The organism is Plantibacter sp. CFBP 8775, from assembly GCF_014839505.1.
In the GTDB taxonomy this organism is placed as follows: Bacteria; Actinomycetota; Actinomycetes; order Actinomycetales; family Microbacteriaceae; genus Plantibacter; species Plantibacter auratus.
This window is the reverse complement of record NZ_JACYNV010000002.1, coordinates 829,846-853,900: the sequence shown is the minus strand read 5'-3', so window position 1 is coordinate 853,900 and position 24,055 is coordinate 829,846. Positions and strand designations below refer to the sequence as shown.

The window sequence follows — 24,055 nt, the reverse complement described above, 5'->3', positions numbered from 1 at the left end:
CCGCGAAGACGACGGAGGGCCCGATCGAATCCGATCGGGCCCTCCGTGCTGGCGTCAGGACGCTAACAGCTGGTCTTGGAGACCGTCACCGTGATCTTGCCGTCCTTGCGAGCCGCCGTTCCTGCCGGGGGATCGACCCCGGTGACCTTCGGCGTCGCCGCCGCAGGGTCGACCACACACTTCTGTCCGACGTTCGCGAACCCGGCGCCTTGTATCGCCGCCCTCGCGTCCTCATAGCTCGCAGCAGCACTCACGTCAGGCACGGCAGCAAGCAGCCCATTGCTCGTGTAGACGGTGATGATCGAACCCTTCGGGACAGTGCCGGCCGGGTTGGTGCTCGCCGCCTGCCCCGCGGGCAGCACCGAGTCGGCCGCGCCACCGTTCGCGAAGCCGAAGCCCGCGTCCTCGAGGAGTTTCTGCGCTTCCTCGATCGTCTTCCCTGCCACATCGGGCACCTGGATCGACTGACCGTTGATGAGCGACGGGTCGGGGTCGCCGAACGCTTCGCCACCGAACTTGGCGTTGGCGACTTCCATCACCCGCGGCCAGATCTTGTGTCGGATCGTCGCGGCTTGACCGGCGTCGAAGTAGGTGCGGCGGAGGTTGACGTGGCCGGTCGCGTTGAACACGCCGACGACGGTCGCCGCCTTCGTGCTCGCGCCGCTCATCCAGGTGGCCTCGTTGTTGTCGGTGGTACCCGTCTTGCCGATGAGCGGGATGCCGTCGCCGATGCGGGACGAGCTCGTCGTACCGCCGTTGAACGTCGCCTGAAGTGCGACGTTCGCCGTGGCGGCGACATTGGCCTCGAGTCCGACCCGGCAGTTCGCCGAGGGAACGGGGATGTCGGTGCCGTCGGGCTTCACGACCCGGTCGATCGCGATCGGGTCGCACGTGGTGCCGCCCGAGGCGAAGGTCGCGAAGGCCGTCGCCATGCTGAGCGGGGCGACCTCGTTCGTACCGAGGACCGTCGCAGGAGACTGCAGGAGGGGACCGCCATCGGCGCGGTGCACTCCCATGGACTCTGCGGTCTTGCGGATGCCGCAGAGGTCGAGCTGCTTCGCCATCGCGATGAACCCGGTGTTGATGGATTGCTTCGTCGATTGCAGTGCGGTGTACTGGCCACCGTTGCCGCCCTCGTCGTTGCCGGGGTTCCAGTCGGAACCGGCGTACACGGTGCCACCGTCGGCACAGGAGTCCTTGAAGGTTCCCCAAGGCGAGCGCTTCCGGCCGTCGACGCCTTCGTTCAGCCCGTGGCCTTCCTTGAGCCACTCGGCGAGGGTGAAGGTCTTGTACGTCGATCCGGGTTGGAAGCCGGTGGAACCGCCGTAATCGACGTCGGTGTTGTAGTTGACCGCGGAGTAGTTGGCTCCGGTCGCCAGGACGTCGGGGTCGTTGGAATAGTCCTTGTTCTGCGCCATCGCGAGGATGCGACCCGAGCCGGGCGCGACCGTCACGGCGACCGCGCCGATGTCGAGCTGGTCGCTCACCCGCGGGATGAGCTCGTCGATCGCCGCCTGTGCAGCGCTCTGGACCTCGATGTCGAGCGTCGTGAACACGCTGTAACCGCCACGGTTGAACGCGGCCCAGCGCTCGTCTTCGGTCGCGCCGAAGATCGGGTTGTTCTGGAACACGCGGGTGACGTAGTCGCAGAAGAACCCGGCGCCCGCGACGACGTTGACGGCCGTCTGACAACCCGTGCTCGCCGGGTTGATGGTGGGCGTGATGGCCGTCGCGATGGCGACGTCGTACTGCTCCTGCGTGATCTTGCCCTCTTTGATCATCTGATCGAGGACGTAGTTCCGCCGGTCGAGGGTGAGCGCGTACCCGTTCGCTGCGCCGTTGGTCTCACTCTCGGGACGGTCGAGACGTAGGGTCTCCGGGTTGTTGACGATCGCCATGAGCGCCGCGGCCTGCTCGAGGTTGAGATTGGCGGCGGAGGTTGCGAAGTAGTAGTTGGCCGCAGCCTCGATGCCGTAGGTGCGGCCGCCGAAGCCGGCGATGTTGAGGTAGCCGCGCAGGATGTCCTGCTTGCCGTAGCGCTTTTCGAGGCCGATGGCCATGCGCATCTCCTTGAGCTTGCGCTCAGGGGTCGCCTTCGTCGCCTCTTCATACGCGGCCTTCATCTTGGCCTCGTCGGTGATGGCCTCGGCCTTCTGGACGAGCACGTTCTTCACGTACTGCTGCGTGATGGACGAACCACCCTGCAGGTCGCGGCCCGTCGCGCTGATCGCGACGGCTCGGATCGTACCCGTGAGGTCGACACCGCCGTGCTCGTAGAAGCGCGGGTCCTCAGCCGAGACCGCCGCGTCCTTGACGAACTGGTTGATCTGGTCCCAGCCGACCTCGATGCGGTTCTGCTGGTAGAAGGACGCGAGCAGCTGCGGGTTGCCGGCGCTGTCGGTCGCGTAGATGCTGGACTTCTGCGCCAGCTCGTCGAGCGCCAGGTAGTCGGGCAGACCGTCGAACACGTTGATCGTGCTGTTGGTCGCCATCCCCGTGACGGCGAGGGCCGGGGTGACCGTGGCGGTGACGAGGACACCCGCTGCGACGCTCAGGCCGAGAAAGCCGAGGAAGCCGCCGAGCACACCGGTGGCCGTGCGATGTTGTTGAGGCATGGATCGATGCTAAGCGACAATCCTGAAAAAGGCCCGCTCAGCGCCGCGTTGAAACCCGATCGTTGCCGCCGGGCGGCGCGGGGTGGCTGCCGGTCGGCGTCAGACCGGCAGCCGCATTCGATCACCCGGGTGAGCCGTTCCCGTTGCCGTTCCCGCCACCGCCGCCATTCCCATTACCGTTCCCCGGGGCTGCTGGGCCGCCGTTCTCGCCAGTCCCGTCGGTGTCCCCGCCGTCGCCCGGCGCTGGTGTCGGCGCCTCGCTCGGTGCCTGCGTCGGGTCGCTCGTCGGCGTCGGAGCGGGGGTCGAGTCCTCGCCGCTGCTGCCGGAACCGTCGCCCTGCAGCGTGGCGCGATCGGCCGCGGGGAAGTCGCCACCCGGGTACTTGGCGAGCGCGGCCGACATGACCTCCGGCCAGATGTAGTGCCGCATGGACGCGACCTGGGTGCCGTCGATGTAGGTGTCGCGGAGGTTGACGTGTCCGCTGACGTTGAAGGTGCCGACGACCGTCGCGACGGTCGTGCTCGCACCGCTCATCCAGGTCGCCTCGGCGTTGTCGGTGGTGCCGGTCTTGCCGATCAACTCACCGACGCCGTCGGTGCGGGCGCCCGAGGCGGACGCGGTACCACTCGACACGACGCCCTGGAGGACGTCGTCGGCCGCGGCCGCCACCTTCGCATCGACCGACTGGCGGCAGTTCGCGGAGGGGACCTCGGCAGTCGACCCGTCTGGCTTCGTGATCGAGTCGATCGCGATCGGGTCGCACGTCTTGCCGCCGGCGGCGAGCGTCGCGAAGGCGGTCGCCATGCTCAGCGGAGCGACCTCGTTCGTGCCGAGCACGGTCGCGGGGGAGTTGTTCAGTGGCGCGCCGTCGGCACGGTGCACGCCCATCGACTCAGCGGTCTTGCTGATGTCGCAGAGGTCGAGCTCCTGCGCCATCGCGATGAACGCGGTGTTGATCGACTGCTGCGTGGCGCGTCTCACGGTGTAGGACCCCGACTCGCCCTCGTCGTTCCGCGGACTCCACCCGGCCTCCGCCTGCTCCGTCCCACCCGGGACGCAACTGTTGGTGAAGGTGCCCCAGTCGGATCTGCGGTTCGCGTTGATCGACTCGTTGACGCCCTTGCCCGACTTCAGCCAGTCCGTCAGTGTGAAGATCTTGTACGTCGACCCGGGCTGGAAGCCCGCCGATCCACCGTAGGCCTGATCGGTGTTGTAGTTGATCGCGCTGTAGTTGGAGCCCGTCGCGAGGACATCGGGATCCTGCGAGTAGTCCTTGTTCTGGGCCATGGCGAGGATCCGCCCGCTCCCGGGCTGCACGCTCACCGAGACGGCGCCGAGGTCGAGTTCCGTGGTCGTCTTCGGGACGTACTCGTCGATGGCCGCCTGCGATGCGTTCTGCAGGTCGAGGTCGAGGGTCGTGAAGACGCTGTACCCGCCGCGCTTGAAGTTCGTCCACCGTTCGTCCTGGGTGGCGCCGAAGATCTCGTTGTTCTGCAGCACCTGGGTCACGTAGTCGCAGAAGTAGGCGGACGACCCGGCCGCGGAACAGCCGGTGACGGGAGGCACGATCGTCGGGGTGATCGGGATCGCCACCGCCGCATCATGCTGCTCCTGCGAGATCTTCTGCTCCTTGAGCATCTGGTCGAGGACGTAGTCCCGTCGCGTCTTCGTCAGGGCGTAGCCGTTCGCCGCGCCGTTGTCAGCGCTGTCGGGCTTGTCGATCCTGAGGTTCTCGGGGTTGTTGACGATCGCGAGCAGCGTCGCCGCCTGCTCCAGCGTGAGGTTCGCGGCCGTGGTGTTGAAGTAGTAGTTGGACGCCGCCTCGATCCCGTAGACGCGTCCGCCGAAACCGGAGATGTTGAGGTACCCGCGGAGGATGTCCTCCTTGCCGTACGTCTTCTCGAGACCGATCGCGAGTCGCATCTCCTTGAGCTTGCGCTCCGGGGTCGTCGCGGTCGCCTCCTCGTAGGCCGCGTCGCTCTCCTTCTTGTCTGGGATCGCCTCGGCCTTCTGCACCAGGACGTTCTTCACGTACTGCTGGGTGATCGAGGAGCCACCCTGCGTCGATCCACCGGCGGCGTTGTTGACGACCGCGCGGACGGTGCCCGCGAGGTCGATGCCACCGTGCTCGAAGAAGCGGGGGTCCTCAGCCGAGACCGCGGCGTCCTTCGCGAACTGGGAGATCTGGTCCCAGCTGTCCTCGATCCGGTTCTGGTCGTAGAAGGAGGCGAGGAGCACCGGGTTGCCGGCGGAATCCTTGGCGTAGATGCTCGACTTCTGGGCGAGCGAGTCGAGCTGGAGGTAGTCGGGGAGGCCGTCGAAGACGGAGATGCCCGTGGAGGTGGCGAGACCGGTCATCGCGATGGCAGGGGTGACCGCGGCGGTGGCGAGCACACCGGCGGCGACGCTCAAGCCGACGAAGCCGAGGACGCTCTGCGCGACCGTCTTCGCGGGGGTACGTGGTTCAGGCATAGGATCGAAGGTAAGCGGGGAAACTGTGAGCGAGCTTCACTTGGGGCTCGCCATGAACATCCCCTGCGCCTCCGCCTCTCCGTGCGGAGCGCCCGATCGAGGAGAGACATGACCCGCTGGGAGTACCTCACCACGCCGTTGATGATCCACAACACGGCTGCCATCCTGAACAACTGGGGCGGGGAGGGTTGGGAGCTCGTCCAGGTCGTCACCGGTCCGGAGGGTGGGCTCGTCGCCTACCTCAAGCGCCCCATCGCCGACTGACCCGACGTCCCGGAGGAACCCCCATGTCCCAGATCGCCGACCGACTCGCCGAGCTCGGTATCACCCTGCCCACCGTCGTCCCGCCCGTCGCCGCCTACATCCCAGCGGTGGTCTCCGGCGAGCACGTCTTCACCTCGGGCCAGCTGCCCATGACCGACGGCAAGCTCCCCGCCACCGGCAAGGTCGGTGAGGGCGACGGACTCGTCTCGCCCGCCGACGCCAAGTCCTACGCCCGGACGTGTGCGCTCAACGCGCTCGCCGCGGTGGAGAGCCAGATCGGTTCGCTCGACCGTGTCACCCGCATCGTGAAGGTCGTCGGCTTCGTCGCCTCCGACCCGGCGTTCACCGGCCAGCCCGGCGTCATCAACGGTGCGTCAGAGGTCCTCGGCGAGATCTTCGGCGACCTCGGCGTGCACGCCCGCTCCGCCGTCGGCGTCGCCGTCCTGCCGCTCGACTCGCCCGTCGAGGTGGAGCTCATCGTCGAGTTCGCGTAGCGCGCGGCGTCACAACAGGAGATCCGCTCTGCAGCAGGAGAACGTAACCACGTTCATCCTGCTGCGGAGCGGATCTCCTGCGTTCACCACTCATGCCTGCCTTGCGCGATCGCGTCTGAGATCTCGCGCTCGACGAGTGTCCACTCGTGCATGACCTGCCGGTAACTGAACCGCAGGACGGTGTGGCCGGACAGCGCGAGACGGCGATCCTGCGCGAGATCGCGGCTCCGTTGTGACGCATCCTGATGAGGAGCGTGTCCATCGAACTGCAGGATGAGGCGTTCGCCGATGAGTCCGTCGACCCGGTGACCGTCGACCACGACCTGCTGGCTCATGTGGATGCCGATCCGCGCGAGACGGATGCGCGGTATCGACTCGATGCCCGAGTCGGAGAGGTGGCTGACGCGGTCGATCACTCTTCTGAACCGTCGGGAACGGATCGGTATGAGTCTGAGTCGGTCGAGGTCGGCGTCGCCGACGCGGACAGCCGATTCGAAGACCGCGAGCGCGCGTTCGAACGGTTGGCACTCGGCGATGTGGACGAGCGCATTCACCGGTGGCTGCACCAGTGTGCGGGTGGACACCGGCGCCGGTGTCGCGCTCCAATGGAGCCGCAGCCCTGCTTCAGTCGTCGCTGCAGACGTCGAAGGGACGGAGAGGTGGACGAACCCGTCAGCCAGGTTCCACCAGCCGCGACGACCGGCGATCGTCAGACACGTCAATCGTCCTCCGCGCGTCGCCGCGAAGAGGAGTTGAGGATCACACGCCTCGGTCACGAGCCAGTTACGTCTCACGACTCGGACCGAGCCTGATTGCTTTGCTTGTTCGATACCGTGCTTGGTCGCTCCGGCATCGAGCGCGTCGAGACGATGCACGATCCCGTCGCGCCGGTCGATCCACGGGGTGAGGTCCATCACCTCAGCTTCGCGGGCCGGGGGCGGCCACATGCCCCACTCAGGAGTGCTGGGGATGAGGCGCCCGCGAGTCTGCCCTGTGGAGCACAGGAGATCCGCCCCGCAGCAGGACCAACGTGACTACGTTCTCCTGCTGCGGGGCGGATCTCCTGCTGCGACGCTGCGAGGACTTACGTGCTCTTCACCATCTTGTCGGTGATGATCTGCATGACCGTGGTGTCGGCGAGCGTCGTGGTGTCGCCCACCTCGCGACCCTCGGCCACGTCGCGGAGGAGACGGCGCATGATCTTGCCCGAGCGCGTCTTCGGCAGTTCGTTCACGAGGTAGACCTCGCGTGGGCGGGCGATCGGACCGATCTGTTCGCCGACCCAGCTGCGGAGCGCGCCGGTGATGTCCGCGAGTCCGGACGCCTGCTCGAGGTGGGACTCCTTGATGATGACGAACGCGACGACCGCCTGCCCGGTGGTCTCGTCGGCGGCACCGACCACGGCGGACTCGGCCACCATCTCGTTGGCGACGAGCGCCGACTCGATCTCAGCGGTGGAGAGTCGGTGCCCGGAGACGTTCATGACGTCGTCGACGCGGCCGAGCAGCCAGACGTCGCGGTCCGAGTCGAGCCGGGCGCCGTCGCCGGCGAAGTAGAACGGACCGCCCTCGACGTCCCAGAACTTCTCCCAGTAGGTCTCCTTGAACCGCTCGGGGTCGCCCCAGATGCCGCGGAGCATCGACGGCCAGGGCTCGGTCACGACGAGGAGTCCGCCGCCGCCGGCACCGACCGCGTCACCCGCGTCGTCGACGACGTCGATGGCGATGCCCGGGATCGGGACCTGCGCGCTGCCGGGCTTGGTCGACGTGACACCGGGGAGGGCCGACACCATGATCGCCCCGGTCTCCGTCTGCCACCAGGTGTCGACGATCGGCGCGACCTTGTTACCGATGATCTTGCGGTACCACATCCACGCCTCGGGGTTGATGGGCTCACCCACCGAGCCGAGCAGGCGGAGTGACGACAGGTCGAACTGCTTCGGGATCTTCCGACCGAGCTTCATGAAGGAGCGGATCGCCGTCGGAGCGGTGTAGAAGATGCTCACGCCATACTTCTCGATGATCTCCCACCAGCGTCCCGGGTGCGGGGCGTCCGGTGTGCCCTCGTAGAGCACCTGCGTCGCGCCGTTCGCGAGGGGTCCGTAGGTGACGTAGCTGTGACCGGTGATCCAGCCGATGTCGGCCGTGCACCAGTACACATCGGTCTCGGGGTGGAGGTCGAAGACGTTCTTGTGGGTGAACGCCGTCTGCGTCAGGTAGCCACCCGAGGTGTGCAGGATGCCCTTCGGCTTCCCGGTGGTGCCGGAGGTGTAGAGGATGAAGAGCGGCTGTTCGGCGGGGAAGGGCTGCGCCTCGTGCTCGGGTTCGGCGTCGGCGATGGCCTCGTGCCACCAGAGGTCGCGCCCGGCCGTCCAGTCGACCTCGTTCTCGCCGCGGCGGACGACGAGCACATGGTCCACGGTCGCCTGCTCGGGCAGTTCGCCGCGGCTCGCGAGGGCCGCGTCGACGGCGGGCTTGAGCGCGGAGACCTTGCCCTTGCGGTAGCCGCCGTCGGCGGTGATGACGAGCTTGGCCTCCGCGTCGTCGATGCGGGAGCGCAGGCTGTCGGCGCTGAACCCGCCGAAGACGACCGAGTGGACGGCGCCGATGCGCGCGACGGCGAGCATCGAGACGATCGCCTCCGGGATCATCGGCAGGTAGATGGCGACCCGGTCGCCGGCTTCGACGCCGAGGCTGGTGAACAGGTTGGCCGCGCGCTTGACCTCTGCCGTGAGCTCGGCGTAGGTGATCGTGCGGGTGTCGCCGGGCTCGCCCTCCCAGTGGAGGGCGACGCGGTCGCCGTTGCCGGCTTCGACGTGCCGGTCGAGGCAGTTGTAGGCGACGTTCAGCTCGCCGTCGTCGAACCAGGTCGCGAAGGGAGGGTTCGACCAGTCGAGGGTCTTCGTGAACGGCTTGCTCCACGTGAGCAGCTCGCGGGACTGCTCGGCCCAGAAGGCGAGCCGGTCACTCGATGCCCGCTCGTAGAGCTCGGCGCTGGCGATCGCCTGCGCGGCGAACTCCTCCGACGGTGGGAATCGTCGGTCTTCGTGCAGCAGGCTGTCGATCTGAGTGCTCATCGTGTGTGTCTCGCTCCCTTGCGAATCCGCGTTCCTGACTCGACCTGCCGAGGCGGGTCGAGTCCGTGCCATGCACGAGCGTAGCGCGTTCTCGGTTGCGGATTTGTCACTCATCCGAACAAATTCAGCGGCCCAGTCTGTGAATGATCTGGGCATGGTAGGGAAACCACTCGATCTGGGGTCGTCTGAGTGCTTGTGTTCCCCGTTCACTGGCGTACACTTGGACCCGGCCGAATACACATTCGTGCATGCAGTGCCAGCGATTCCCCCCAATCCGGCACTGTAGAGGCGGCACCCATTCCCCCCAATGGGTGCCGCCTTCTTCTGTCTCCGGCGTCGGCTGCAGGAAGCCGCTGGTGAGTATTCGAATATTGCTTATAGTTCTACCACTATCAGCTCTATGCTTCTGAGATGACCGATCTCCTCCTGGCCGTCGTCGTCGACATCGTGGGTTCGCGCCGTCTCGACGATCGCACCCGAGCTCAACGCGCGATCCAGGACGTCTTCCTCCAGGTGGAGGCCATCTGGCCCGCCGAGCAGCCGCTGCGTCCCACGGTCGGCGACGAGTTCCAGGTCGTGTACGCGGACGTCGCGACCGCGCTGCGGGCCACCACGCTCGCGCGGCTCCTGTTCCCCGCCGAGGTCGACTGCCGGTTCGGCCTCGGCTGGGGCGAGGTCACGGACATCGATGCCGGCCAGGACGCCATCATCCAGGACGGTTCCGCCTGGTGGCGAGCCCGAGCCGCCATCGACGAGGCGCATCGGCGGGAGGACAAACGTCAGCCGTACCTGCGATCGTGGTTCGAGGGCGAAGCACCCCAGGACGGAGACGCCATCGTGAACGCACTCCTCACCCTGCGCGACCACACGATCGATCAGATGCGGAACCCCAGACAGCGACAGCTCGCCGCGGGTGCACTCCTCGGCCGATCGCAGGAGTCGATGGCGGCCGACGTCGGCATCTCGCAGTCCGCGGTGTCGCAGAACCTGCAACGATCGGGCGGTGCCGCGCTCGTCTCGGCCCTCGACCTGCTCGCCGGAGCGCCGACTCGATGATCACGGCCGTCCTGCTGCTCATGATCGGGGTCGCCGACATCTGTCGTGGTCTGATCCGTGGCCCGCGCTGGTCCCCGGCCATCGGGCTGGTGGTGGTCTGGCTGCTCGCCGTGCTGGGCCTCGGGCTCGACTGGTGGTGGCCGACACTGACCGGCCTCGTCGCCCTCGGGTGGATCGTGACCATGCCGTCCTCGGACACCTCGCGACCGCGCGGACTCTGGCCCGTGCTGCTGCTCGGTCTCCTCGTCGTCGGGTCCACGCTCGTGTTCGGGGCGGGCGGGACGGCCGACAGCGTCGCAGCGCAGGTCTACGCGGGCTTCGACCTCGGCGTGCTGCAAGAGGTGCCCCTGGCCCTCGCCGTCGCAGCCGGGTCGACCCTCGTCTTCCTCACCCGGAGCAGCAACCTCATCGTGCGGGCGTCGCTGCGCCGCGCGCGTGAGGACGATGAGTCGCAACCGGCCGCGGCACCCGCCTCCGCCTGGACGGTCAGGATCCGCGGTCGAGAGTTGGGGAGCGTCGAGCAAGGCGGCACGCCGCTGCGTCCGACGACGCAGCTGCTCGGCGGCCGACTCATCGGCCCGCTCGAACGGGTCTTCATCGTCGTCCTCGCGCTGAGCGGCACCGGCATGGTGATCGCCGCCCTCGTCGCGGCCAAGGGCATCGTGCGCTTCCCGGAGATCTCCGAGGATCGCGGTGTCGGCGGCAAGGCGGAGGAGTTCCTCGTCGGCAGCTTCACGAGCTGGGCGATCGCCGCTGCCGCGGTGCTCTACCTCTGGGTGATCGCGGCCGGGTGAGGCGCCACGGGGTCCCGCGTCGGTTCACGCGGGACCCCGTGTCTCATCGCTGCTCGAGGAACGCCGCGAGCTGCTCCTGATCGGGGTACGACGCCTGGGCGCCGGCCCCGGTCGCCGCGTAGCTGCCGACGGTCGAGGCGAATCGAGCCGCGTCGACGAGCTCGTCGCCGGCAGCGAGTCGCAGCGCGAGGGCGCCCATGAACGCGTCGCCGCAGCCGGTGGTGTCGACGGCGTCCACCGTCGGCGACGGCACCGACGTCGGGGCGGCCTCGCCGTCGATCACGACACTGCCCGCGGCCCCGGTCGTGACGACGGCTCGGCGGATGCCGTGGCTGCGCAGCGCCGTAGCGGTCGCCTCCCACCCGGCCTCCTCCGGGTCGACCCCTGCGAGGTCGGCCGCCTCGTGCTCGTTCACGAGGAGGACACCGGTCGCCTGGAGGAGCTCCTCCGGCACCGGCCCGTAGGGGGAGAGGTTGAGGAGCACGAGCGCGCCGGCCGCAGCACCCCTCCGGGCCGTCTCGAGCACGGTGTCGATCGGGACCTCGAGGCACAGGCAGACGACGCCGGCGCCGTCGAGCGCCGTCCACGCCTCGCCGATCCGATCCGGCGTGAGGGTGCCGTTCGCCCCGGGCGACACGATGATCGTGTTCTCCCCGGCATCGTCGACGGTGATGACCGCGGTGCCCGTCGCGACGTCGTCACGTCGGGCGATCCGGGAGACGTCCACTCCGGAGCTCGAGAGCGACTCGAGCAGGAGGGATCCGTGCGCGTCGTCGCCGACCGCCCCGACCATGGTGACGTCGCCGCCGAGTCTGCCCGCGGCAACGGCCTGGTTGGCGCCCTTGCCGCCGGGGATGACGGCGAGTTCGGATCCCGTGAGCGTCTCCCCGGGCTGTGGGAAGCGTGCCGTGCGGACGACGAGGTCGGCGTTCAAGGACCCGACGACGACGATGCGTGGACTCTGCATGGTGACCTTCCTAGGCTGCCGAGGCGGTCTCGGCCGGACGGACCTCGGCGCTCGCGGGCTTCGGGATGAGGAACGACACCAGCAGGGCGACCGCGGTGATGCCCGCGCCGACCAGCATGGCACTCGTGTACCCGGCCGTCGACGTCCCTCCGGCGGGCGCGACGGCGATCTGGACGGCGGGGAGGACGACGAAGCTGAGCCCGGCGCCCAGGTTGAAGGCGCCCGCGTTCAGCCCGGGCAGGAAGCCCGGGTTCTCCTTCGGTGACAGGACGATGCCGAGCCCGTTGAGCATGATGTTGCCGATGCCCGCGTAGGTCGCACCGATGAGGACGGTCGTCGCGATGAGCACGGGGAGCGAGTGCACACCGACGAGCGCCATGATGACGATCGAGACGATGCTGCCGATGAGACCGATGCGGAGCACGTTCAGGTAGCCGAGCGTGGGCGCGAGACGACCGGCGAACGGGCCGACGAGCCAGCCGACGAGGGCGTACGGCGTCAGGAACGCGAGGGAGGCGAGGTCGGCCTCCATGCTGAAGCCCGCGTCGGCGTTCTGGGCGATCGAGGTGACGAGGCCGTTGGCGACGGCGAAGACACCGGTCATCGTGAGCAGCGTCGTGAGCAGGAGTGCCCACGTGCTCCGCTGGCGGAGGTACTTCGTGGCGACCAGCGGTTCGGCGACCCGGTTCTCGACGGTCCAGAAGATCGCGAACGCGACGAGGGCGACGACGATGAACCCGCCGACGAGCAGCCAGTTCGCCGCGGCGAGCTTCCCGGCCTCGTTGAACGCGGTGAGCAAGGCGGCGATCGAGACGACGAGCGGAAGCACGCCCCACCAGTCCATCCTCGTGCCCTTCGAGGGCTGCGAGTTCGCGGCCCACAGGACGACGAACACGATCGCGACGGCTGCGACGACGGCCATGGTCCAGAAGACGGACCGGAAGCCGTGGTTCGTGACGAGCCATCCGCCGGCGAGGGCATCGATCCCGGCGATGCCGCCGTTGACCGCGGTGATGAGGCCCATCATGGCGCCGTACCGCTTCGGGTCGGTGACCTCGGCGCGCAGCATGAGCAGGGTGATGGGCACGACCGGCCCGGACACGCCCTGGATGATGCGGCCGACGAACAGCATCTCGACGTTCACGGCGAGGGCCGCGACGACGGTGCCGACGAGCATGATGATGAGCATGCCGGTCAGGACACGCTTCCGGCCGATGATGTCGCTGAGACGGGGGAGGAAGACGGAGAACAGCGCCGCCGTGGTGAAGAACATGGTCTGCGACAGGCCGATGGTGGCGTCGTCGGTCTGCAGTTCGCGCGCCATGCTGACGAGTGCGGGGCTCAGCATGCTGGCGTTCAGCTGGAACGCGACGCACGCGGCGAGCAACGCCGTCATGAGGGCGCCGATGCGGACGGCGGGCTTCGTGGAGTTCAGGAGGTCGCTCACAGCTCGATCTCCCCGATGTTCTCGAGGGCGTCGGTGACGAGGCCCCAGAAGCGTGCGTGGTCGAGCTCGGTCGCGGCCCAGGTGCTGCAGTCGTCCGGCGCCGGGCTGCGGAAGTCGGCGACCGTCATGCCGAGGGTGAGCGTGCCCGTGAGTTCGATGTCGATCGGCACCTTGACGGTCCGCACGATCGTCGGGTCGATCACGTAGGCGACCGCGCACGGGTCGTGCACGGGCGGGCTGTCGAAGCCCTGCGCGTCCTTGTAGGTGGTGCCGAAGAACTCGAGCAGCTCCTCGACGAAGCGTGCCGGGCCGGTGCCGATCGCGGCGATCCGCTCGACGACCTCCGGGGTGGCGAGGGCCTGGTGCGTGAGGTCGAGGCCGACCATGACGACGGGCCAGCTCTCGTTGAAGACGATGTGCGCGGCCTCGGGGTCGATCTTGATGTTGAACTCGGCCACCGCCGACCAGTTGCCGACGTGGTAGCCGCCGCCCATGAGGACGACCTCCTTGACACGCTCCACGATGCGCGGCTCCTTGCGGGCTGCGAGGGCGATGTTCGTCAGGCCGCCGGTCGGGACGAGGGTGATCTCGCCCGGCTCGTGCGACATGACGAGGTCGATGATGAGGTCGATGGCGTGCCGGTCGTCGAGGGCGATCGCCGGTTCGGGGAGGACGGGGCCGTCCATGCCCGATTCACCGTGGATGTCCGGCGCGTTCTCGAGCGGGCGTACGAGCGGGCGGTCGGCACCGGCGGCGAACGGCACGTCGGTGATCCCGGCGATGCGGGCGACGGCGAGGGCGTTCCGGGTGACCTTCGGGAGCGTCTGGTTGCCGACGACGGTCGTGACGGCGAGCAGCTCGATCTCGGGGTTGCCGTGTGCCAGGAGGATGGCGATCGCGTCGTCGTGGCCTGGGTCGCAGTCGAGGATGATCTTGCGGGGCATGGTTCTCCACATCGTTGGGGTGCTGGGGGAAGCGGGCGACACGGCACGTAAAGCGCTTCAGGTTCGCCGGGAGCAGCATACGTCAAGCGCTTTAGGTTCACCAAACCGGGTCGTTCGGCCCAGGGTTCAGCGGTCCCGATACGATCGACGGGTGCCCCTCGAACCGAACGATCCCCAGCCACGCGCCGCCCGTCGCGTGACGGCGGCGATGGTGGCGGAACGGGCCGGCACGTCGGTCGCGACCGTGTCGCTCGTCGCCAACGGCAAGGATGCCGGTCACGTGTCGGCGCAGAACGCCGAACGGGTGCGCCAGGCGATCGCCGAGCTCGGCTACGTGGCCGACCACGCCGCACGGGCACTCGCGAGCGGGTCGAGCAACCTGGTCGTCTTCGTGACGCCGGACGCGTCGAACCCCTACTTCGGTGCGGTGATCCGCGGGCTCAGAACCGGCCTCGGCGACGCGTACCAGCTGCTCGTCTCGGTGACCGGGGAGGGCGACGTGCCCACGGCGGCCGCGCTCGGCCGACTGGCGGCCCTCCGACCGGCCGGGGTCGTGGTCGACGCGCCGAGCGAGGCCTTCCTCGAGGAGCTCCGGCTCGACACCGCGCTCGTGCTGCTCGACGCACCCCGCCTCCCGACGACGACGGCGGAGGCCGCGTCCGGCGGTGTCGCCGCCGACCGACGCGCCGTCTCCGTCGACTTCGACCTCCTCGGCGGTGTCCGAGCACTCCTCGACCACCTCCACGTCCTGGGTCACCGGCAGCTCGGGTATCTCGGTGGGCGGACGGCGACGGACACGTTCCTCCTGCGTCGACTGCTGCTCGAGCGCGAGGCCGCCGTACGCGGGATGCGGGTGCACGCGGACGATCGCGCGGAGAGCATCATCGACCTCGAAGCGGCGGCCGCGGCGTTCGTCGACAGCTGGCCGCGGTGGCGGGACGTTGGGGTGACCGCGCTGGTGTGCGCGACCGACACGCATGCGTACGGGGTGCTGCAGTCTGCTCGGGCGATGGGCATGCCGGTGCCGGGGGAGCTCGCGGTGGTCGGGTTCGACGACCTGGCGTCGTCGGTGGTGAGCGACCCGCCGTTGACGAGTGTGCGGTTGCCCGGCGAGGCGCTCGGTCGCGCAGGCGCCGAGCAACTCCTCGCCCGGATCGAGGGCCGGACGGTGGCACCCGCCCCGGTGATCGGTGCGGACCTCGTCATCCGCGCTTCGACGATCGACCGCTGAGACGGGTCGACGTCCGCCTGACGCCGCTCCACAACCGGGACCGTTCGCGTGACGTTGCGTGGTCCGCGCCTCCACGCTGCGGTGCTCGTATGGGCGCGCCTACGCTCGCCGCATGTCCGATCGCTTCGTCGTCTCCGTCCCGCCCGACGCCGCTCCGCATGATCCACCGGAAGCGGCGGTCGACGCCGAACCCGCGCGTGCGGGCGAGTCGCGCGGGGTCACGGCGCTCGCCGACTTCGGGGCTCTTGCTCCCTACCTCGCCGATCCGGGGGTCACCGACCTCTTCGTCAACGGCTCGTCCGGCCTCTGGCTCGACCACGGTGCCGGGCTCGTCCGCGAGGCGGGGTGGCGCTCAGACGAGGCGACCATCCGTGCGCTCGCGGTCCGCCTAGTGGCGAGAGGCGGGCGGCATGTCGACGAGGCGACGCCGTGCGTCGACGTGCGTCTGCAGGACGGGGTGCGGGTCCACGTGGTGTTACCGCCGGTGTCGACGCGGGGGACGCTCCTGTCCATCCGGGTGCCGCGGGACGAAGCGCTGGGGTTCGAGGCGTTGCAGGCCGCCGGGATGTTCCCGGCGGCGGTCGCCGAGCTGCTGCGCGACGCGGTCGCCGCCCGGACGAACATCCTCATCACCGGCGCGGGCGGCTCCGGGAAGACGACGCTGCTCGGCGCCCTGCTCGGCCTCGCCTCGCCCGCCGAGCGGCTCGTCGTGATCGAGGACGTCGCGGAGCTCAGCGTTATCTATATCTGTCAAGAGCGATCTGCTCGTAAACGAGCGAGACCGCGCCACCCAACGGCTGAGGCACGAAAGGCACAGAGAGCGAAAGGAGGGGCCGAGCACGAGACACGGGAAGTGCTCTGAGCCGTTCAGGGACGTGGCAGTTCAAAGCTCGTGGCGGTCCAGGAATCACCACCGAAGACTTGGAACGTGACGGCTCGGACGGTCGGAATGTCCTCGGATCGCTTCGCCCCGCTCACCGAGACGGAGCCCAACACCTATTCAGCCGGCGAAGGCGAAGTGCTGTTGTAGCGCGGCCGCTTTGTGGCGCGACCCTACGAGCTTCTTGACGATTCGCTCACTCGGCAATATCAGCGTCGGCTTCATCGACAGCTTCGGGGTCAGTGTCCGGCTGTTCTGATCCGGAAACAAGTTGCAGCAGAGGCTTGAGAGCCGCCTGCGCGTCCGGGAGCAGTTGCAAAGGCCCCGAGACACCAGCGCTCACTACCGCAGAAGCGACCATCACCTTCTGAACCGCCGCCCACACTCGCTTGCTCTTGGAAATCTCGACGACTACCTGAGGGCTGCGAACGAATTGACCCGTGAGACGATCAGTCTCACCTACGACGGTCGCAGCGCCAAACAAGGCAACGTCGTCCAAGGCGTGAAGCATCCGATGAACATATTCGAGCAGAAGCCGTGCGACGGATGGGTCCATGCCCTCAACGCTCATGACTTCTTCTCGAAGTTTCTCGGCGAGAGCGCGGATGGTCTCTACGCTCCCATTGGGAGGGAAGTGCGGCTCGGTGGGGTTGAGGAAGTGACTGACGAAGGACAACGACCTCGTCGTCCCTCGATCGAACTGCGATTGCACCTGATGCAGGGGCACGTCGAGACGTCCGACGAAGCTAAGCGCGGCTCTTGCTTGCGGCAGGGGGCCGAGCAACATCTCCTTCGGGGCCGCAGTGTTCCTCAGTGCCCGAACATCCCGCTCTACCTCATCGGGCAGGGTGAGTGCGCGCCCAAGCTGTAGCAGAAGACGTTGGTCCTCTGGTTCAACGGCGAAGTAGCTGGCCCACACTTGTCGGATGGGTTGGTTATGCATGGCCGAATCGAGTGTGTGCTCCAGGAAGAGAAACAACTGACCAGCTGGATTGCGCAGATAGTCTGCTTGCTCAGGGGTTACATCCACACTCCCTAGCTTGACGCATGCAGACGCACTTCCGCGCGGTCGTGTGACATATTTCTTGCCGACGCAGGATGATCGAGTGCCCATGCGCCCTCCAACGTGTCGCTTGGAGAAGTGTGAAGATGCCATGTTCTTCACAGTTGTGCGGACTGGACGGTGGGAACGAATTCTTAGCCATGCAGGAAAAATACGCCGAGCTTCTCTGAGATGATGAGCCTATGCGATCAGCGAACGCGAGGTTCAAATACGTCGAGTGGAACAAGCTCCAAGGTGCGTTCGTGGAGGTGCCATCTTCCAATCTGTCCGCACCACCTGACCCTGATTTGACCACATGGTGGCACGCTGCGGCAGACCTCGCTGAGGACGATGCGCCGCAAAGTCTCCCAGGTGTGACTCACCTAGGAGATCTTGAGGCCGCTCGGAGTCGAGCCAATGCTCACTCGGCCTTCGGCAAGGGCATGTCTGGCATCTATGAAGTGGGCCTCCGGCGAGGACTTGCTGTGATGCCTAAGGTCTACGTCGAAAACTCCGGACAGAAGGAGATGAGGTACTTCGAGCAGAAGCTGCTCGATTCCGAGTTTGATCTTGCTTTCACGTGGAACGTCAAGGAGAGCAGGTTCGGAACCTGGACAATAATCGTGCGCCGCAGCGTGCTCGGAGAGCTGCCCAACAATCTTGGCCAGGGATTTACTCTCCTGCCAACTCGGCCGTTGCCACATCCCTAGCCATCTAAGCTGGATCGTTCTCTTTCGGGCAGTGTCCAAGCGTGATCGCGCGCACCGTGCGTTCCCGGGGCAGCTCGAGACGTTTGGGTTCATGCGACGATTGGAACATGTTCGAAGAAACAAGCGCATCAGCGCGACCCCTGGCGCCGGTGAACCGGTGACGGCGACGATGCTCTACGAGCGCACGGCTGACAACTCCGCGCGGTTCTTGCTGGGTACGTCGGGGATGAATCCTCTGGTTTGCGTGGGTGTGAACCCCAGCACGGCGACGCCGGACAAGCTGGACCATACGGTCACCAGAGTTTCACGTTATGCAGAACTGAACGGGCACGACAGCTGGACGATGCTGAACATCTACCCTCAGCGGTCGACCAGTCCCGAGGGAATGCATCTCACACACCTGCCTCACCTACAAAGCGCAAATGAACAATGCATCGCCACCTTCATCGGCAGTCGTCAGCTCACGCTTGTGGCAGCTTGGGGTGAGCTGGTCACGACGAGACCATATCTACCCAGACTGTTGGAGAGGATCGTAGAGATTGCGGATCGATCATCGTGCGAGTGGCAGTCGATCGGGGAACTCTTGAAGAGCCATCACCCGAGACATCCGTCGCGCGGACCGTACCTGGATCTGCAACCCTTCGACGTTGGCAGCTATGTGCGACGTCTTCCGAAGTCGCAGTGAAGCGTCGATCGGTGTAAACACCGCGGCGCTGAGCAAACCGAGGTAGTCCTAGACAGCAGCACGATTAGAGTGACTCCGGCGGCACCGCTGACATCTAAGCAAGCAAACTTGCGCTTGGCCGCGAGAGAAGGCTGCAGACTTGGGCCATGGATTTCAAGGAACTGCACGGTACCTGGTGGCTTCCAGGCGAGGAGAACGAACCTCAGCACGGTACTGCCACGATCACCGCGAACGGGGTCGTCGCCCTCACTCTCATCGGAGGCTTCGATCCCAGCGTGAGGCGACAGATCGATGAGTCCTTCGCAACGATCTCGATGGACCGGTTGTTCCCTCTTGTGCTGGGCGAAACACAACGCGGCAAGGTCTCGCTGGTCAACTTGCAGACCCTGTCAGCCAGTGGCGGCAGTCTGGGCCACAGCCGGCCGACACTGCACCGACTTCACGCACAAACGGCGCTGATCGGAGCCCACCTTTGCGACGCGGATGAGCCAGCGTTCAGCCGCGCTGAGATGCGCTTTGAGCAATTTACCGACTGGTTGCAGCCCGTGAACATGACGGGGAAGGTACACGTCGACGGGAGCACGTCGACAGCAGAAATCACCTCCGCGGAGCCTAAGCTCGCGGAGTTCGACGGTTGGCGGTTCGAGGCCGCCGTTGAGAATCGTCACTTCCATTACCTGCACAGGCGTGATTCGATCTCCCTGACAGGAGACGTCACCGCGGCCCTCGTTGCCACCCCTCAAGCGCCTGCTTCCTACAGCGAGTTCAACACCATCATCCAGTCAATGTCGGACCTGATGACCTTGGCCTCAGGGAAGCCATCGGGTCTGATCAGCGTGAAACTCCTACACACGCAGCCAAACCGATTCCGCTTCCCGCGCTCCGACGAGCAGATTGACCGAGACGTATGGGTCACGTTGCATGCCCAACGAATCCACGAGGTGCGACCGGAAGAGTCGGCTGTGCCAGCAGCGGACTTCCGTTTCACGAGTCAGGACCTTTCCTTCAAGGAAACCATTGAGACTTGGATCCCACTGCGAGCGAAGACTCAAGCGGCCTGTAACGTCTTCTTCGGCCTCGAGTACGACCCACCTGCATTCCTCGAAATGCACATGCTGCAAGTCGCTATCGTCGCCGAGACACTCCACGCGAGTCTTCGGGGTTCAGCAACCGACTTTCCAGCCTCAGATTTCAGGTTGTTGAAGGAAGCTCTGCTCGCAGCTACTACAGACGAACGGCAGCGCGCCTGGGTGAACGAGAAGCTTCGCAACGGGCCAAGCTTCCGCCAACGACTCCTCGAGCTCGCCTCCATTCCCGCGTCGGGGACGGTTTCAGCTTTCACTGAGGACCGCGATGACTGGGCGAAGCGGTTGGTGAACGTCCGAAACGGACTAGCGCACGCTGGTACTGCTAGGGGTGAACGCGACATGTTCGCGCTGATGCTCATCACGACGGCGATCCTCAACACGGTCCTGCTTACCGAGCTCGGTGTGCCGCATGATGTCATCGAGCGCGCTCTGACTCGAAACTTCTACCTGCCGCCCAAGGATTGACGAGACGCTTCGGCGTTGCGGAGAAGTTCAAATCGTCTCCGGCTCTGCGGTCCCCTCGCGCCTAGTACAGCGTGGGCGGCACATCTCAGGTGCAGAATAATCGAGATGACCGAGCGGTCAATTCTCATTAAGGCGGCGAGGAGCGCGGGCATCATGCGCGTCCTGGTCAGGATTTTTGGACCGGGCGCACTGCAGCTCGGACCGACCTGCATCTACAGGTCTTGCTGACGTGGGCGCTCGACGCTTTCGTGTCGAAACCCGTTGAACTCGCACGCCTGGGCCTACGGCTAAATGTGACCGGAGAGGCAAAGGCGAAGGAACTTTTCCTTGATGAGTCGTACTAGATCATCGGCTGAGGTCAGCGCATCGATGTCGCTGCGCGTGATCACGATTATTGTGAAGCCCTCTCCCTTCGCATCGAAGAGTGCCTTATACGCCGCAGTTTGAGCTTGCGACGTGCCGGTGACCCCCGAAACGGCAACCATTACGCCAAAGTTCTGTCCGCGCGTACGCAACTTCTCTTTGAACATGACAATCTCTACATAACCGACTGCTGCATCCCAGTTCTTGCACTCTATAGCGATGAGCCGGTCGAACTGTCGCAGGCCGTCGGTATGACCGTCATTCCAGAAAGCTATGTCGATCTCAGCAACTCCACCCGGGCCGCGCGAATTGCGTGTAGGCAAGATCAACCCGGGGATCTCTTGGAATACATACTCGATCAAGTCCTCGAGGGCATCGCCCTTCGCCTTTGTCGTCGTTGCGGCCGCGCTCTGCTGCCAGAACCCTTGAATCCGCTGCGAGTCGTACACGTTAGTACTCACTCCTCGCGTGTGCTGCGGAGTTCCGCAATCGCATAACGATCTCGGCAAACGAGTACTTCTCTAGATCCCGCAGAAGCGCTTCCTCCTGAATCGCAAGCACTTGTGGGTCGTATGTCCGCTCCCTGCTACTAGTTGTACGTGCCTGAAAAACGAGTAAGCCGATTGCCCCATTGGGTTGACTCCGCAGTGCTGAGCGAATTTGCTTCAGTTCGGCGGCGCCTGAAAATTTCTTTACTTCGATAAGAACCGGTGCGCCAATTGAGTTGATGAGATCATTCGACCAGACTGCGATGTCGAAGCCCTCATCTTCGGCGCCTTCGGTGCGCGCGACAATCGCGCCCGTCGCTTCAATCGCGCCCGTCAGCGCTCGGATTCGATCTGCTGCCGATGCGTTCGCAGCGCTGCTCCGGTAGTGTTTCACGCTGTCGCCCAGTGCCGTATCCTGCGGGGTCTTGATATTCTCAAGCGTCGTGAGAGACAGTACCCTGAGCGCATCCAGGATCCGCGAGGGGTCTGCGAGCTTGAACGAGACCACGGGAAACGAACGAAGGTTCGCTGGCACAGTCGCACGTGGCGTCTTGGCAACGAGGATCGGGATGTCCATTGCGACCGCCAGGCCGGCCTCGAACGCAGCGCCAGTGGAATTGCCCTCGGTCAGGACGAGGAGCAACACGTCCGACTTGGAGATAGCTCTCCGTGCAGCAGTGATCCCTGACTCGCCCGCATCAACGTCGTCACTGGGAAACACCGGTTGGAGCCCAGCCTCCTGAAGTAGATCGAGCAGTCGTCGGAGATTCGCGCCCCTCGAAGCTGCTACATATACGTGTCGTGGTCTCACCGAATTACCTCCTACGAGGAAGCTATCGCACTAGCGACTACTGCGCGAAAGCCGCCAGCCGCATCGTTTGGCTGACGCTCCAGGACAGGGAGTCGCGGCGCCAGCCACAGATCGCCGCTTGAGTGGGCTGCGAGTCGGAGATTCGGCTCCCATTTGCTTCTCTGAGAGTGTTCGTCACCCCTACAGACGGTTGTAGGGCATTTCGTGCCGCTGGCAAACAAGAGCTACTCGCGGGGATTCGGAGCTAGATGCTCGGTGGCAGTGCTTGCTTCGGCAACATGATGACCGGAAGATCATAGCCGCCCGCAAAGTCTCCGGCGGCGAAATTCAGGGAGACCCTGTCGGGTGCAACCGTGAACGAGAGCAGGACGCCGAGTAGCTTTTCTTCGATCGTTACGAACGAGCGCCCAAGATGGTGTCGTGTGATGCTCCCCAAGAGAGTAGGTCGACTCGAGGGCGTGCGCTTCTTTTCGCGCTGAATGTCGTCGGGGTTGCAGACCAAGCAAGCCCGGTAGGTAGGCAGTGCCTCCACGTCGCGTCGATCGAGAAGGTTGGGCATCGCACCGATCTCGGATCGCCCGCTTTGATCAGCGAGCCAATAGGCCCAAGCCTCATCACGGTCGATCTGATGCCGAATTGAGCTGCACGTGGGGGCGTGAATGACGTAAGGCCCGTACTCACCGCTTCCACGGTTTGCCACGAACTGCCGACCAGATTGAAGAAGACTGTCGATGAGCTCTTTCTCCTTCAAGATGGTCTGCGGTGCAGCATCTCGAAGAGCCGCCTCCGCCTGCTCCTGATCGGCGTAGTACTCCACGGCACCATCGGCCTGGGCTTGGAAGTATTCCGTTTTGAACGACATCTGGTTGATCAGGGGACTCATTTCTCTCCTTCGATGCTGTTGCAAGATAGCAGCCGGTCACGACATGCGCACGTCATCGGGTTGCGGAAGCTTCGGGCTCAGGTCGACTGCATGCAGGATCCTCGGCGCCGCGGTTTGAGAGACGACCGGAGGCCTCATCGATCTCGAAGCGGGCATTCGCGCCGACTGCTAGACGGGCTCAAGTAAGTGAGGATTGCGAGAGGTCGGAGTTCGTTGGCCGGGTGGCGATACGCTCGCGTTGTGAATGTTGACGATGTTGCCGGACGTATCGAGATCGATCGGGAGCAGTCTCGATCTTGGGTTGAAGTGGCGCAATCTGCTCGACTGATGCGCGATCTCTTGGCCGAAACGCCACCAGCAATCGACGGATCACCATTCAGAGTGATCGATCACGGGTTGCCGCAGTCGTGCGAGACATGGTGCCGCTCGTATCTAACCTCAGCACTCGAACACCTCGGCATGTGGGCTGACTTCGTCGCGCCGATGACTTTCCACCCCGACGCGGTCATACGTCACGATGCGCGTCCGGCTCAGACGCTCGCACGCGCGGCGCTCGAGTCAGCGTCTCAAGCCGTATGGGTGATGGCATCTCGCGATCCGCGTGAGGTGCTGCGGCGGCACATGTCGCTAGTTCTCGCAGACTGGGCCGAGCAGCGGAAAGCCGAGGTTGACCCGGCGCGAAAGACGGCGCTCAAACAGCAACGGCTCGACTTGCTCGACATTCTTCAAAGCCACGGCATCAAAGTCGACGATCCGTCCTACCTAACGCTCGTCACAGCGGCGGCGCACGAGGTGCGGACTAGCTTCTCTGACGGTGACCTCGGTGACCCCGTGCAGGTGGAGCGCCTATGGCGCACATCTGCTGGGTCAGCCCACGGAAAGATGTGGCCATCGCTCGAGCTGCGGGTCACCGTCGAGATCGGCGGGCAACCCTTCTCGTTCCCAGACGCCGACGCAATGTCCGCGATCCTCGTGCTCGCGGATAAAATCACGCAGTATGGTGTGCTCCGGTTCATCGACTACTCCGGCCATGAGCCGCAACTCGCTGAGCGTCTCCGGTCGATATCTCGACGCTGGTACGAGTGCATCCCAAAGGTCGCGGGAGCGCCCGAGCGACTCGAGGATGTCGCTGGCTATCCATCCCCTGGAGCGACGCACACTACTTTCAACGACGCCCAGTAGCGACCAGGCTGACGCGTCATGACCGACAGCGAACTCCTCCGGACGTGCTCCTGGGTCTGATCTAGACCATGCGCTGCTCTCGGCTGGCCCGAGGGCA

At 65.6% G+C, this 24,055-nt stretch carries 21 protein-coding genes; 10 read left to right on the top strand and 11 right to left on the bottom strand.

Annotated elements, in window-relative coordinates; translation table 11 throughout:
- Positions 1-62: 62 nt before the first annotated feature.
- Both IFR14_RS16465 and IFR14_RS16460 read right to left on the bottom strand, forming a co-directional pair.
- Positions 63-2,615, bottom strand: coding sequence for a transglycosylase domain-containing protein (locus tag IFR14_RS16465; RefSeq protein ID WP_191941637.1), 2,553 nt, complete (start codon positions 2,613-2,615; stop codon positions 63-65).
- 121 nt (positions 2,616-2,736) lie between these two features.
- Positions 2,737-5,088, bottom strand: coding sequence for a transglycosylase domain-containing protein (locus tag IFR14_RS16460; RefSeq protein WP_191941636.1), 2,352 nt, complete (start codon positions 5,086-5,088; stop codon positions 2,737-2,739).
- A 108-nt stretch (positions 5,089-5,196) separates the two neighbouring features.
- Between IFR14_RS16460 and IFR14_RS16455 the strand changes: the two genes are divergently transcribed.
- Together IFR14_RS16455 and IFR14_RS16450 are read left to right on the top strand one after the other, a co-directional pair.
- Positions 5,197-5,352 (top strand): hypothetical protein, encoded by a 156-nt coding sequence (locus IFR14_RS16455; protein ID WP_162852301.1) that lies wholly within the window; start codon positions 5,197-5,199, stop codon positions 5,350-5,352.
- Between the two features lie 23 nt (positions 5,353-5,375).
- Entirely contained in the window at positions 5,376-5,846 is a 471-nt protein-coding gene (locus IFR14_RS16450; protein WP_175117467.1) for a RidA family protein, read from the top strand.
- 83 nt (positions 5,847-5,929) lie between these two features.
- On the opposite strand, the gene IFR14_RS16445 is transcribed toward IFR14_RS16450, so the two are convergent.
- Together IFR14_RS16445 and acs are read right to left on the bottom strand one after the other, a co-directional pair.
- A complete protein-coding gene (locus IFR14_RS16445) occupies positions 5,930-6,760 on the bottom strand; it encodes an endonuclease domain-containing protein (RefSeq protein WP_191941635.1) in 831 nt (276 codons plus the stop codon).
- Positions 6,761-6,930: 170 nt separating this feature from the next.
- Complete coding sequence (gene acs / locus IFR14_RS16440; protein ID WP_191941634.1) at positions 6,931-8,922, bottom strand: acetate--CoA ligase; 1,992 nt, start codon at positions 8,920-8,922, stop codon at positions 6,931-6,933.
- A 411-nt stretch (positions 8,923-9,333) separates the two neighbouring features.
- On the opposite strand from acs, the gene IFR14_RS16435 reads away from it, so the two are divergent.
- On the top strand, positions 9,334-9,978 hold the full coding sequence (locus IFR14_RS16435; RefSeq protein ID WP_191941633.1) for a SatD family protein: 645 nt from the start codon (positions 9,334-9,336) through the stop codon (positions 9,976-9,978).
- Positions 9,975-10,772: a hypothetical protein gene (locus IFR14_RS16430; RefSeq protein ID WP_191941632.1), complete on the top strand. Its 798-nt coding sequence runs from the start codon at positions 9,975-9,977 to the stop codon at positions 10,770-10,772. The genes IFR14_RS16435 and IFR14_RS16430 overlap by 4 nt, the downstream gene beginning before the upstream one ends.
- Positions 10,773-10,815: 43 nt before the next feature.
- Here IFR14_RS16430 and IFR14_RS16425 read toward each other — a convergent pair whose 3' ends face one another.
- The 3 genes from IFR14_RS16425 to uriH are packed head-to-tail and all read right to left on the bottom strand — an operon-like array spanning position 10,816 to position 14,130.
- Positions 10,816-11,739 carry a ribokinase gene (locus IFR14_RS16425; protein WP_191941631.1) on the bottom strand — a complete coding sequence of 308 codons (924 nt, stop codon included), beginning with the start codon at positions 11,737-11,739 and terminating at the stop codon, positions 10,816-10,818.
- A gap of 10 nt (positions 11,740-11,749) precedes the next feature.
- Positions 11,750-13,186 carry a uridine transporter UriT gene (gene uriT / locus IFR14_RS16420; RefSeq protein WP_446728098.1) on the bottom strand — a complete coding sequence of 479 codons (1,437 nt, stop codon included), beginning with the start codon at positions 13,184-13,186 and terminating at the stop codon, positions 11,750-11,752.
- Positions 13,183-14,130, bottom strand: coding sequence for a uridine-preferring nucleoside hydrolase UriH (gene uriH / locus IFR14_RS16415; RefSeq protein WP_079003118.1), 948 nt, complete (start codon positions 14,128-14,130; stop codon positions 13,183-13,185). Before uriH ends, uriT begins: the two co-directional genes overlap by 4 nt.
- A gap of 151 nt (positions 14,131-14,281) precedes the next feature.
- Between uriH and IFR14_RS16410 the strand changes: the two genes are divergently transcribed.
- Together IFR14_RS16410 and IFR14_RS16405 are read left to right on the top strand one after the other, a co-directional pair.
- On the top strand, positions 14,282-15,361 hold the full coding sequence (locus IFR14_RS16410) for a LacI family DNA-binding transcriptional regulator (RefSeq protein WP_342365724.1): 1,080 nt from the start codon (positions 14,282-14,284) through the stop codon (positions 15,359-15,361).
- A gap of 112 nt (positions 15,362-15,473) precedes the next feature.
- Positions 15,474-16,223, top strand: coding sequence for an ATPase, T2SS/T4P/T4SS family (locus IFR14_RS16405; RefSeq protein ID WP_191941630.1), 750 nt, complete (start codon positions 15,474-15,476; stop codon positions 16,221-16,223).
- A gap of 214 nt (positions 16,224-16,437) precedes the next feature.
- On the opposite strand, the gene IFR14_RS16400 is transcribed toward IFR14_RS16405, so the two are convergent.
- Complete coding sequence (locus tag IFR14_RS16400) at positions 16,438-17,271, bottom strand: hypothetical protein (RefSeq protein ID WP_191941629.1); 834 nt, start codon at positions 17,269-17,271, stop codon at positions 16,438-16,440.
- Positions 17,272-17,486: 215 nt separating this feature from the next.
- Between IFR14_RS16400 and IFR14_RS16395 the strand changes: the two genes are divergently transcribed.
- The 3 genes from IFR14_RS16395 (at position 17,487) to IFR14_RS16385 (ending at position 20,231) form a co-directional block, all read left to right on the top strand.
- Positions 17,487-17,993, top strand: a complete 507-nt coding sequence (locus IFR14_RS16395) for a hypothetical protein (RefSeq protein ID WP_191941628.1) — start codon at positions 17,487-17,489, stop codon at positions 17,991-17,993.
- Positions 17,994-18,084: 91 nt separating this feature from the next.
- Entirely contained in the window at positions 18,085-18,678 is a 594-nt protein-coding gene (locus tag IFR14_RS16390) for a DUF1643 domain-containing protein (RefSeq protein WP_191941627.1), read from the top strand.
- 146 nt (positions 18,679-18,824) lie between these two features.
- Positions 18,825-20,231, top strand: coding sequence for an ApeA N-terminal domain 1-containing protein (locus tag IFR14_RS16385; RefSeq protein ID WP_191941626.1), 1,407 nt, complete (start codon positions 18,825-18,827; stop codon positions 20,229-20,231).
- Between the two features lie 287 nt (positions 20,232-20,518).
- Here the strand turns inward: IFR14_RS16385 and IFR14_RS16380 are convergent, their stop codons facing one another.
- The 3 genes from IFR14_RS16380 to IFR14_RS16370 form a co-directional block, all read right to left on the bottom strand.
- Positions 20,519-21,043 (bottom strand): restriction endonuclease, encoded by a 525-nt coding sequence (locus IFR14_RS16380; protein ID WP_191941625.1) that lies wholly within the window; start codon positions 21,041-21,043, stop codon positions 20,519-20,521.
- Position 21,044: 1 nt separating this feature from the next.
- Positions 21,045-21,728 (bottom strand): hypothetical protein, encoded by a 684-nt coding sequence (locus IFR14_RS16375; protein ID WP_191941624.1) that lies wholly within the window; start codon positions 21,726-21,728, stop codon positions 21,045-21,047.
- A 409-nt stretch (positions 21,729-22,137) separates the two neighbouring features.
- On the bottom strand, positions 22,138-22,776 hold the full coding sequence (locus IFR14_RS16370) for a hypothetical protein (RefSeq protein WP_191941623.1): 639 nt from the start codon (positions 22,774-22,776) through the stop codon (positions 22,138-22,140).
- A gap of 240 nt (positions 22,777-23,016) precedes the next feature.
- On the opposite strand from IFR14_RS16370, the gene IFR14_RS16365 reads away from it, so the two are divergent.
- Complete coding sequence (locus tag IFR14_RS16365) at positions 23,017-23,958, top strand: hypothetical protein (protein ID WP_191941622.1); 942 nt, start codon at positions 23,017-23,019, stop codon at positions 23,956-23,958.
- The last annotated feature ends 97 nt before the right edge of the window (positions 23,959-24,055 follow it).

Coding starts and splice junctions, on each gene's coding strand:
- IFR14_RS16395 (WP_191941628.1), top strand. CDS start 17,487: ATGCGATCAGCGAACGCGAGGTTCAAATACGTCGAGTGGAACAAGCTC.
- IFR14_RS16370 (WP_191941623.1), bottom strand. CDS start 22,776: ATGAGTCCCCTGATCAACCAGATGTCGTTCAAAACGGAATACTTCCAA.
- IFR14_RS16390 (WP_191941627.1), top strand. CDS start 18,085: ATGCGACGATTGGAACATGTTCGAAGAAACAAGCGCATCAGCGCGACC.
- IFR14_RS16445 (WP_191941635.1), bottom strand. CDS start 6,760: ATGGACCTCACCCCGTGGATCGACCGGCGCGACGGGATCGTGCATCGT.
- IFR14_RS16435 (WP_191941633.1), top strand. CDS start 9,334: ATGACCGATCTCCTCCTGGCCGTCGTCGTCGACATCGTGGGTTCGCGC.
- uriH (WP_079003118.1), bottom strand. CDS start 14,130: ATGCCCCGCAAGATCATCCTCGACTGCGACCCAGGCCACGACGACGCG.
- IFR14_RS16385 (WP_191941626.1), top strand. CDS start 18,825: ATGGATTTCAAGGAACTGCACGGTACCTGGTGGCTTCCAGGCGAGGAG.
- IFR14_RS16425 (WP_191941631.1), bottom strand. CDS start 11,739: ATGCAGAGTCCACGCATCGTCGTCGTCGGGTCCTTGAACGCCGACCTC.
- IFR14_RS16405 (WP_191941630.1), top strand. CDS start 15,474: ATGTCCGATCGCTTCGTCGTCTCCGTCCCGCCCGACGCCGCTCCGCAT.
- acs (WP_191941634.1), bottom strand. CDS start 8,922: ATGAGCACTCAGATCGACAGCCTGCTGCACGAAGACCGACGATTCCCA.
- IFR14_RS16450 (WP_175117467.1), top strand. CDS start 5,376: ATGTCCCAGATCGCCGACCGACTCGCCGAGCTCGGTATCACCCTGCCC.
- IFR14_RS16465 (WP_191941637.1), bottom strand. CDS start 2,615: ATGCCTCAACAACATCGCACGGCCACCGGTGTGCTCGGCGGCTTCCTC.
- IFR14_RS16430 (WP_191941632.1), top strand. CDS start 9,975: ATGATCACGGCCGTCCTGCTGCTCATGATCGGGGTCGCCGACATCTGT.
- IFR14_RS16455 (WP_162852301.1), top strand. CDS start 5,197: ATGACCCGCTGGGAGTACCTCACCACGCCGTTGATGATCCACAACACG.
- IFR14_RS16460 (WP_191941636.1), bottom strand. CDS start 5,088: ATGCCTGAACCACGTACCCCCGCGAAGACGGTCGCGCAGAGCGTCCTC.